This is a genomic window from Nonomuraea sp. B12E4, from assembly GCF_039871825.1.
GTDB lineage: Bacteria > Actinomycetota > Actinomycetes > Streptosporangiales > Streptosporangiaceae > Nonomuraea.
In genome coordinates, this window is sequence record NZ_JBDPME010000014.1 from 223,869 (window position 1) to 233,466 (window position 9,598).

Sequence of the window (9,598 nt, forward strand, 5' to 3'; positions counted from 1 at the left end):
CCTGGCGTGCCGCCGCGCCCGGCTGGTCCATGCACGACAGGAGCCCGGTGGCCGGGTCGGCTCATTCGACGGCGATCAGGCCCCGCTGGTAGGCGCGGACGAGGCGGCGGGGCACGAGGAGCCCGCGTCCGTTCACGGTGATCGGGACGAGATCGGGAGGGGTGGCCTTCCACTGGCTGCGGCGGTGGCGGGTGTTGCTGCGCGAGGTCCTGCGCTTGGGCACGGCCACGGCTACCAGCTCGCCTTCGTGACGCCGGGCAGCTCGCCGCGGTGGGCCATCTCCCGGAAACGCACCCGGGACAGGCCGAACCTGGTGAGGTGCCCGCGGGGACGGCCGTCGACGGAGTCGCGGTTGCGGATGCGGGTGGCGCTGGCGTCGCGCGGCTGGCGGGCCAGCGCCCGGACCGCCTCCGCCCGCTCCTGCGGCGTGCCGGTGCGGATGATCTCCTTCAGCTCGGCCCGGCGCCCGGCGTGGCGCTGGACCACGGCCTTGCGCCGCTCGTTCGCGGCGATCTTGCTCTTCTTGGCCATCAGATCTTCTCTCCTCGTGCGCGGATCTGGGCGACGGCCTGGTCGATGCCGATCCGGTCGATGGCCTTGATGGCTCTGGCGCTGAGTGTGAGCCGGACGTGGCGGCCCTCGCTCGGCAGCCAGTAGCGGCGCCGCTGGATATTGGGATCCCAGCGGCGGCGGGTGCGGCGGTGGGAGTGCGAGACATTGTTGCCGAAGACCGGCTTGACGCCGGTGAGCTGGCAGTGCGCGGACATCAGGTCCTTCCGTATCGCTGGTTGAACCGCTCGACGCGGCCGGCGGTGTCCAGGACGCGGCTGCGGCCGGTGTAGAAGGGGTGGCTGGCGGAGGACACGTCGACGTCCACCACCGGGTACGTGTTGCCGTCCGCCCACTCGATCGTCTTGTCGCTGGTGATCGTGGAGCGCGTGAGGAAGGCGAAGTCCGCCCCGGGATCGCGGAAGACGACGGGCCGGTAGTCGGGGTGGATGCCCTTCTTCATCGCTCCTCCCGGAAGAGCACGTGCCGGCGGATGGTCGGGTCGTACTTGCGCAGGGTCAGCCTGTCGGGGTCGTTCCGGCGATTCTTCCTGGTCACGTAGGTGTAGCCGGTGCCCGCCGTCGACCGGAGTTTGATCACGGGGCGCACCTCGTTTCTGGCCAAAACAGGTCCTTTCCACTTGCGGTCGTATGCCATGATAGCGAAAACGGTTTTCATTTCTGCAACTGGAGGCGCCTTGCCCACCCCGGTCGCCCTCGTCGCGGGCCTGCACGCCACGGCCCGCACCGCCGCCGTCGATCGGCTGCTCGCCGAACATCCCGGCTCCGTCGCCCTGCACCACGACCTGACCGACGTCACCCACGGCCACGTCCGCCGCACCGTACGAGACCGCACCGGCGTGCTCGACACCGCCGACGTGCGGCTCGCGCACGGCTGCGTCACCTGCACCGTCCGCGAGGACCTGCTCCCCCAGCTCGTCCTGCGAGCGCCCGGTGCGCCCCTGCTGATCGTGGATCTGTGGGACTCGGTGGAGCCCCGATCGGTGGCCGAGGCCATCGACTGCGACGAGGCGCAGGAGACCCTGCGGCTCGCCGCCGTGCTCACCGCGCTCGACGCCGCGGCCCTACCCGAGGACCTCACCCGCGGCGACCGCCTCCGCGACGTCGGCAAGCCCGCCGCCGCCGGTGACCTGCGTTACCTGGCCGAGGTCCTGACCCGCCAGCTCGAATACCCGACCGCCCTGGTCCTGCACGGCGGCGACGCCGAAGACCAGGAGCTGTCACGGCGGGTGCTCGCCCACCTCGCCCCCTTCACCCCGGTGCACACCGTCGCCGCCCTGCCCCCGGTCACCGGCGCGCGAGTGTGCGCCGGCGAGCTGGCCGAGCGCATGGACCCCGCCACCGCCCAGTTGCCCGGCGACACCCGGACCGACGAGATCGTCACCGCCGTCTGGCACAGCCGCCGCCCGCTGCACCCCGCCCGCCTGTTCGAGGCCATCGACGAGCTGGTCACCGAGTCCGTACGCTCGCGCGGCCGGTTCTGGCTGGCCAACCGCCCCGACGAGCTGCTGGCCTGGGACGCCGTCGCCGGCATCGTGTCGGTCGAGGCCGCGGGCCCGTGGCTGGCCGCGCTGCCGCAGGCCGCCTGGGACCTGGTCTCCCCGGCCCGCCGCCTGGCCGCCGACCTGGACTGGGACCCCGAGCGCGGCGACCGGGTCCAGCATCTGGTCTTCACCGGCCCCGACCTCGACACCGCCCGCTTCCGTACGCTCCTCGGCTCCTGCCTGCTCACCGACGAGGAGGAACGGGCCGGACAGGACGTCTGGAGCCGCTACGACGACCCGTTCGCACCCATCCTCGCCAAGGAGAACGCATGAAGCCCCGCCGCACCCCGCGCAAGAAGCCCAACCCGCTGCCGCACGTCGAGCACATCGACTACAAGGACACCGCCCTGCTGCGCACGTTCGTCTCCGACCGGGGCAAGATCCGCAGCCGCCGCGTCACCGGCGTCACCGTGCAGCAACAACGCCAGATCGCCAGGGCCGTCAAGAACGCCCGCGAGATGGCCCTGCTCCCCTACGCCTCGCGCACCGGCGCGTGAACAAGCCGACCCTGCTGAAGTGAGTCGCTCTCCAGCCGGTTGCGACCGCGTCTATCACGATGCTCGGCCAACCAGCACGCGAACGGAGATTCCGCGGCCGGATCACCAGGTGGCCGTAGATCCCGCGCCCAGCTCGGCGATCATCCGGCGGCGCGTCCGACGATCAGCCCGCCGCGGTCAGCCCATTGAGCAGCCGGCGGTCGATCAAGAGCTACTCAAGTCAAATGCCCGCTCACACCCTGACCGGCGGCTAACCGCCCGTGAGGTGGATCTTCGTTCTGCCCTGGCAGCGCATTGTCCATCTCCCGGCCCTCGCCTGAGTGCCCGACCCTCGCCGCGAACCTCCCGGACCGCGATGCTACGAACCGGTCCGGGAATCGAGCGGTCCTGGTCAGGAGTTCGCTCTGCTCAGAGCAGATCTGCCCCAGGCGGATCGTGTCGACGCCGATCCGGATCGCCTCACATGATGGACGCATGAGCGAAGAATCAAAACTTCCACTGTTCAACACGCGGGTAAGACGTGAGCTCTACGAGCAGCGTGTTCTCGTTCTCGACGGCCCTCTCGATGACGACAATGGGACACTGCTGGCCACGCAACTGATGGCACTCGCCACGCAGGACGCGTCGACCGATATCGCATTGTGGATTCACTCCCCGGGCGGTTCGGTTCCCTCGATGCTCGCGATCCGCGACATCATTCGTATCATTCCCTGTGACGTGTCGACCCTCGTGCTGGGCATCGCTTACAGCGCCGGGCAGTTCTTGCTGTCATCGGGGGCCCGGGGGAAGCGCCGCGCCCTGCCGCACGCACGCGTTCTGATGCACCAAGGCTCGGCGGGAATCGGTGGCACCGCAGTCGACATCGAACTGCAGGCCGGCGACCTTCGGCATACTCGCGACACGGTGCTCGGCCTTATCGCCGAGGACACGGGTCAGCCCGTCGAGCGCATATTCGAGGATTCGCTGCACGACCGCTGGTACACAGCGCAAGAGGCACTGGACTACGGCTTCATTGATTCAATCGTGCAGAATTTTGACGAAATCGCGCCACACAATCGCCCACGGCCCGGTTTCGGCGTCACCGAAGGAGTCCGCCAGTGACCACATATACGATCCCGAACGTCATCGCCCAGAATCCTCGTGGCGAACGGGTCATGGATGTTTACTCGCACCTGCTCACGGAGCGAATCGTCTATCTGGGCACCGCAATTGACGCGGGCGTCGCGAACGCGCTCATCGCGCAGCTGATTTTTCTGGAGTCGGACAACCCGGATGCGGAAATACAGTTCTATATCAACTGCGAAGGCGGAGACCCGAGCGCGATGCTCGCGATATACGACACCATGCGCCACATCCGCCCGCGGGTTTCGACAACCTGCGTTGGACAGGCCGTCGCGGTGGGTGCCGTCCTTCTCGCCGCGGGTGCCGAGGGAAAGCGTGCCGCTCTCCCCCACGCACGAGTGATCCTGCACCAACCGGCCGCTCAGGGGCGCGGTGCGATCCCCGATCTCATCTTGCAAGCCGACGAGGTCGTACGTGTCCGGGCGGACATCGAGCGCATACTGTCACGGCACACCGGCCAGACGATCGAGACCCTACGCGCCGACACCGATCACGATCGTGTCTTTACCGCGACCGCGGCCTTGGAGTACGGGCTCCTCGACCAGATCATCGAGGAGCACTCGTAGGCGTGTCGGCAACCCCGGCAAGCCGCGCTATGCGGCCAGAGCATACGCCGCCGAGCAGGTAGCACCTCTCGACGCGCTGTGCTGAGCGGACCGCAGGCTCTCGGCGACGGCGAGGGTCAGATCGACCAGGGTCACATCCAGCGCGCCGGCGACCGCGGCGATCATTTCGCTCGACGGCTCTTTCAGTCCTCGTTCCATCTCGGAGAGATATTGCGGCGAGACTCCGGCGCGACTTGCCGTCTCGCTCAGCTTCTCGCCCCGCTCGTGACGAAGACCCCTCAGACACTCACCGAGCACGTGCCGCCACAGCGGCTCGCGAGCCGGAGACGGCTTGGGGACGGTCCGATCGATCGCTGGACGTAGAGGCTGGATGGAGGAGGCCATGCTTCACCATAGGTAGACGGCGCGTTCGAGTTCTGCCGGCTTCGCGCAGAGCAGAACCGTCGCCGCTTCCTCCGCCCAGCCTCAGGGCGCACTCGCGCGCTCTACGAGTGGTCGCCGTGGCGGCGACCACTCGGTAAGGCCGGTGACGCCGGCCACCGGGGGCGGTGCGCGCGGCGGCGGGCGTCCCGGTCCCGCTCGAAACGTGGTCTCGTGCTGTGGTGACCACGCCATGTCACTCCCAGACTTGTGACATCTGCGTCTGTTTGTCGTGGGCTGCCGGGGTGCAGGGTTGGGTCTCATCACCCACTTGCAAGGGAGCAAACCATGACATTGGCCCACGAGAGCGTGCGGATCACGCGTACCTACTCGACCACCCCCGAGCACGTCTGGCGGCTGTGGACCACCCCCGAGGGCAACTACCTTTCCAACGCGATCAACAAGGTCGGCGCCCGCAACCGCATTGACGCAATCCGTATCTCCCGCGACGCCGGCTGGCTCTGAACCCTGATTCAAGCAGGGGGTATGGACGTGGGACTCCATGTGGTTCACGGCCGCAGGTGCGGGCGGTGCGCGTTGTAACTCATCGCCCAGGCCGGGATCCTGACCTGCTGGCCTGCCCATGGGGCGGTACGCACGCCCTCGCCACACATTGCGCTCCCGTGCGGCGCTGAACGCGTGGTCGTCGCCACGACGTGATCATCTGCCCAGGGCGGCCGGAACAGCGGCGAACGGCTCTACCGCAGACGAGACCCGCCCCGGGACCCCGTACATTCCCGCGGGTGAGGAGTTCCGCTCACGAGGGGCGGCCCGCGAACAACTCCACGTGGGAGCAATGCCGGCAGCGATAGGCGTCTATCGTCCACTTCAACCGATCGGCCAGTTTGGCCCCCAGGATGCCTCGTTCGATCCATCCTTGAATCCACAGGGCAGCATCGCCTTGGTCCAGGATGAACCCAGGCTCCAGCGCCGTCTGACCACAGTAGGTACACCGCAAATGAGACATATTCGTTAGATTGTATCCCGTTGAGTACAACCGTGTCGGTTTCGTCGTTCAACAGACACCTCCGGCGACCGGCAGGCGGGCATCGTTCACCGCCTGAGCTCATGCGGTGGGTCGCCCCCGCCCGTGCGCCGGTTCGGAGATTCAGACCCGGCGAACGTTAGCGGCGGGCCTTTTCGTCTCGATCTCGTATCGCTGTCGCGGGCGTTCGGGGCCGACCTCGCCGCGGCGGAGCGTATGAGCTTCGAGAACGCCCAGATCGAGCAGTACAACGCGGACACCCCCGGCATCCTGCCCACTCTGGCCGCCGGGACGATCGGCGGCTGGACGCTGGTCGTCGAACCGACACGGAGGGCAATACGACCGGCTGAGCTCCGCCGCCGCCGGACGGTTGCTCGCCGTCCGGATGACGTCCTCCCTGCCCGACCCGGCCGCCTTCCGGATGACGCCGACGCGGTCATCGACTCGGTCGGCACCGATGATGTCACCGGGCTCCAAGCTGGTCGCCCTCGCGTTCCGAAGTCGGCGGGCGACCCGCCCGCCGTGCACTCACCGGGCACGGCGGGCGTTCCCGCGCTTGAAGGCCGGTCAGCAGGTGCCGGCGGGCCCGTCGCGAGTGACCAGGTCCGTGTCGCCGGCCGTGCCGTCCAGCCAGATCACCTGGGGCCCCGTCCCTGAGGAGAACAGGTACTGTTCACCCCGGTTGCAGGAGTAGCGCGTGAAGGCGCCGCCCGACACCGGGACCTGGAACAGCTTGGGCAGGCCCTCATTGGTCAGGCCGCCCTCGGGGAAGACACTGACCGTGGCCGTCTCGTCGCTGGCGTCCAGGAAGTACGCCGCGGGCGCGCCCGGCCCGTCGGGCAGGATCGGCGTGAGGCCGGTGCCGTCCAGGTTGGCCCGCATGAGGCCCCGCCGCCCGTCGAGATCGGCGTCGTACAACCACAGGACGTGCTTCGAGGTCAACGAGACGACCGACGAATACAACGGGCTCCGGCCGATCCACGGCCCCTCGGGCAGTTGGACCTGTTCGCCGCCGGCCAGGTCGTAGACGACCGGTGCGCTGTGCGGGCCGTCCTCGGCGAAACGGATCCGCAGGTAGGCGAGCCGTCCTCCGGCGATCGACGGGCTGTCGCCCTGCACGTTGTCCTCCGCGGTGAGGTTGACCGGGTCGGCCCCGCCCTTCTTCACCCACACCTCGATCTCGCCGTTGCCGGGATCCACGGCGGTCCAGGCCACGGTGTCGCCGCCGACCGCGGTGGACAGCACGTTCGCCGTCGTCTCGTGCACCAGGGTGGACGGGGCGCTCAGGTCGAGCGGGCGAGAGCGGATCTGCTGGACGCCGGTGGCGAAGTCGATCGCCGCCCACACGCCGCGCTCCCCATCGGTGGCGGGCAACCCGTTGATCACGCCGGTGTCCGACAGCGTCACCGGCGCGCTGCCGCCGACCTCGCCGGTGATGATCGCGTACGGGATGTCACCGTTGGAGGCCGCGTTCATGGCCACGTACCGGCCCTGCGCCAGCCCCGGCGGATGGATCGCGGTGGTCAGGCCGTTCACGACGACGCTGCTGTCGGTCGGGATGAGCGACTCCCAGCCGGCGGCTACGCCGTGCCGGCCGAACGCCGACGCGATCACGTGCCGGTCGAGCGTGGACAGCCGGGCGGCGCGGGCGGCGGACTCGATCGCGCGGCGGCCGTCGGTGAAGCCGTCCAGCGGGGTCATGTACTCGGTGAGCGCCTTGTAGACGACCCTGTCGAAGCGCGCGCCGAGCCGCTCCCGCACGTCCCACAGGGCGCCGGAGAAGATCGTGGAGTTCAGGTGCACGCCGCCGGCGTCGATGGCCGTGGTGGTGCCGAGGTAGTCCTCGGCCGTGTTCCTGTCGTCGTCCAAGTCGCGGTCGGCGCACTCGGACGGCGGCTGGGGCCTACAGCGGTCCTCGCCCAGCAGGCTCGCGTCCGGATCGGTCATCGGGATGCCGAAGGCGTCCACCTGGATGGCGTTGCCGAAGTAGTCGGCCAGGGCCTCGTTCATCGCGCCGGACTGGCCCAAGTAGACCAGGTTGGCGCTGTGCTGAATGACGCCGTGGGTCATCTCATGGCCGACGATGTCGAGGCTGGAGGCGAAGGAGGGGCTGTCGCCGGTGCCGCCACCGTAGACCATCTTGGTGCCGTCCCACATGGCGCCGTCGAACGGCCAGCCTCCCTGTGTGACGTTGACGACGGACTGGATCGTCCCGCCCCGGCCGTCCAGGCTCTCGCGGCCGAGCCTGCGGTAGAACTCGTACACCTTGCCCGCGCCCCAATGGGCGTCCACCGCGCCGCTGCCGGTGTGTTCGGGGCCGAAGACGGGCGTGGCCGAGCGTGCCGGGTCGTGGGACTCGTACTCGCTCAGGTCACCGCCCTCGCCGTCGTAGGTGACGATCTCGCCCGTGGTGCCGTTCCACATGGGGCGGGAACGGTCGCGCAGCTCGTAGACGCCGTCGGCCCGCTGGTACGCCGGCAGCCGGACGGTGTCGCCACGGACGAGCCGGCCACTGCCCTCGACGGCGCCTTCGTAGCGCAGCCGGTCCACCGCGAACAGCGCCTCGCCGGAGTGGGCGTCCACATACGCGTCGAACACCACCGGGCGCTTCTTGGCCGGGTCATCGCCGGTGAGCGTGACCTGCCAGGCCAGGCGGCCCTTACCGCGCGGGACGATGATGAGCCCGCCGGGCGCGACGGTGACACTCTGGCGTACCGCGAGGTCCTTGACCAGCAGGTTGCGGGCGATCTCGCCCGCTGTCCTCACGCTGATCTTGGGGGTGGTGTTGACGTCGAGGTCGGTGAGAAAGCGGCCGCCCGCGCCGGTCACCTTGCGCTGGTCGCCGTCCTTGCGGAAGTGAACGAGGTACTGGGCGCCGAACACGGGCAGGTTCCTGTGGCGCTGGGCCAGCCTGACCGTCTCGTCCTGCCCGTCGGCGACGGTCTGTACGAGCGTCAGATCGGCCGGATCGAGGTGGTAGCGCGCGCCGGCCAGGTGATCCTTGGCGGCCTTGACGATGTCGGCCGAGGCGGCGGGCTCGTCCAGACCGCTGACCTCGGCGGGCGCGCGGGTGCCGGATCGCGGCTCCACGTGCGGCGGGGGCTCGGCGGATGCGACTCCGGGTAAGGCCAGGGGCAGTAATAACGCGGAAAGTGTGATGGCGATACGACACCAGGACACTAGTCCTCCAAATGTGACCTAGATTACAGAAACCAACGTGATCTGGCTCACGGATCTTCGATCATTCCGAACCCGTAGCTGGGTGATGACTTACGACTTCAGCCAGTCGCTGCGGCGGTGATGAGGATTTCCGCAACGGTTGGCACAATTTCACGCGACCGCCGACTCACTGCTTGTGTCAAATCCACGCCGGGCGGGCATTCGTCGGACTGGGGCGCCTGTGACGGCTCCCGATGGTCGCGTTAGTTTGGTGCGTCGCAGGTGGGAGCGCCTGTCGCCACCTTGTCCCCTGCGCGGCCGATCGCGGCGGCCGCGCCAAGCCGGGGACGGATTCTTACGCTCTTACTTGATCTCGGCCTGCTGAATCATGTGAGTTCTGCACCCCCCGTGCACTCTTATCGATTTGCCGCAGATCCCGACCGTCCACTTATGATACCGAATTCTGCCATCCTGGGCTCCCGGCGCCCCACTTGACTCAACCTCTCACACATTTGTTACCGGGAGCGATCTGGGAGGCGTCGTAGATGACTACGTTTGTTTCCCCGATGTTTCACTAAGCGGGGTCTGAGCCAATTGTGCGTCATGCATTGAAGTTTTCTCAGCAGGCAAACCGGGTGATAGCGATCGGATGACCATGGATGTGGAGGTGTCGTCGATCGCCTGACAAGAGCATGGAGCCCTCGATAGAAGCGGATGTGCGACCATCCGTGCTCAC

Annotated in this window: 13 protein-coding genes; 5 read left to right on the forward strand and 8 right to left on the reverse strand. The window is 68.2% G+C overall.

The genetic code is table 11. From position 1 onward, the window contains the following. Positions 1–61: 61 nt before the first annotated feature. From rpmF to rpmG, 5 genes are read right to left on the reverse strand one after another with little or no spacing between them, the layout of a single operon-like run. Positions 62–229 carry a 50S ribosomal protein L32 gene (gene rpmF / locus ABGB18_RS29175; protein ID WP_347698825.1) on the reverse strand — a complete coding sequence of 56 codons (168 nt, stop codon included), beginning with the start codon at positions 227–229 and terminating at the stop codon, positions 62–64. A gap of 2 nt (positions 230–231) precedes the next feature. Continuing rightward, positions 232–531 carry a 30S ribosomal protein S14 gene (rpsN, locus tag ABGB18_RS29180; protein WP_347698826.1) on the reverse strand — a complete coding sequence of 100 codons (300 nt, stop codon included), beginning with the start codon at positions 529–531 and terminating at the stop codon, positions 232–234. Beyond that, positions 531–767 (reverse strand): 50S ribosomal protein L28, encoded by a 237-nt coding sequence (rpmB, locus tag ABGB18_RS29185; RefSeq protein ID WP_347698827.1) that lies wholly within the window; start codon positions 765–767, stop codon positions 531–533. Before rpmB ends, rpsN begins: the two co-directional genes overlap by 1 nt. Then, positions 767–1,012 (reverse strand): type B 50S ribosomal protein L31, encoded by a 246-nt coding sequence (locus tag ABGB18_RS29190; protein WP_347698828.1) that lies wholly within the window; start codon positions 1,010–1,012, stop codon positions 767–769. The genes rpmB and ABGB18_RS29190 overlap by 1 nt, the downstream gene beginning before the upstream one ends. After that, complete coding sequence (gene rpmG / locus ABGB18_RS29195; RefSeq protein ID WP_138671857.1) at positions 1,009–1,173, reverse strand: 50S ribosomal protein L33; 165 nt, start codon at positions 1,171–1,173, stop codon at positions 1,009–1,011. The genes ABGB18_RS29190 and rpmG overlap by 4 nt, the downstream gene beginning before the upstream one ends. Positions 1,174–1,246: 73 nt before the next feature. On the opposite strand from rpmG, the gene ABGB18_RS29200 reads away from it, so the two are divergent. From ABGB18_RS29200 to ABGB18_RS29215, 4 genes are all read left to right on the forward strand, one after another. Continuing rightward, positions 1,247–2,386, forward strand: coding sequence for a GTP-binding protein (locus ABGB18_RS29200; RefSeq protein WP_347698829.1), 1,140 nt, complete (start codon positions 1,247–1,249; stop codon positions 2,384–2,386). Continuing rightward, positions 2,383–2,610 (forward strand): 30S ribosomal protein S18, encoded by a 228-nt coding sequence (gene rpsR, locus ABGB18_RS29205; RefSeq protein ID WP_347698830.1) that lies wholly within the window; start codon positions 2,383–2,385, stop codon positions 2,608–2,610. The genes ABGB18_RS29200 and rpsR overlap by 4 nt, the downstream gene beginning before the upstream one ends. 474 nt (positions 2,611–3,084) lie before the next feature. Beyond that, on the forward strand, positions 3,085–3,711 hold the full coding sequence (locus ABGB18_RS29210) for an ATP-dependent Clp protease proteolytic subunit (protein ID WP_347698831.1): 627 nt from the start codon (positions 3,085–3,087) through the stop codon (positions 3,709–3,711). Then, positions 3,708–4,298, forward strand: coding sequence for an ATP-dependent Clp protease proteolytic subunit (locus ABGB18_RS29215; RefSeq protein WP_347698832.1), 591 nt, complete (start codon positions 3,708–3,710; stop codon positions 4,296–4,298). Before ABGB18_RS29210 ends, ABGB18_RS29215 begins: the two co-directional genes overlap by 4 nt. Positions 4,299–4,325: 27 nt before the next feature. Here the strand turns inward: ABGB18_RS29215 and ABGB18_RS29220 are convergent, their stop codons facing one another. Next, a complete protein-coding gene (locus ABGB18_RS29220; RefSeq protein ID WP_347698833.1) occupies positions 4,326–4,682 on the reverse strand; it encodes a helix-turn-helix transcriptional regulator in 357 nt (118 codons plus the stop codon). Positions 4,683–5,006: 324 nt separating this feature from the next. On the opposite strand from ABGB18_RS29220, the gene ABGB18_RS29225 reads away from it, so the two are divergent. Further along, positions 5,007–5,183: a hypothetical protein gene (locus ABGB18_RS29225; protein WP_347698834.1), complete on the forward strand. Its 177-nt coding sequence runs from the start codon at positions 5,007–5,009 to the stop codon at positions 5,181–5,183. A 643-nt stretch (positions 5,184–5,826) separates the two neighbouring features. On the opposite strand, the gene ABGB18_RS29230 is transcribed toward ABGB18_RS29225, so the two are convergent. Both ABGB18_RS29230 and ABGB18_RS29235 read right to left on the reverse strand, forming a co-directional pair. Further along, positions 5,827–6,180 (reverse strand): hypothetical protein, encoded by a 354-nt coding sequence (locus tag ABGB18_RS29230; protein ID WP_347698835.1) that lies wholly within the window; start codon positions 6,178–6,180, stop codon positions 5,827–5,829. A gap of 90 nt (positions 6,181–6,270) precedes the next feature. After that, on the reverse strand, positions 6,271–8,793 hold the full coding sequence (locus ABGB18_RS29235; protein WP_347698836.1) for a M4 family metallopeptidase: 2,523 nt from the start codon (positions 8,791–8,793) through the stop codon (positions 6,271–6,273). Positions 8,794–9,598: the final 805 nt, after the last annotated feature.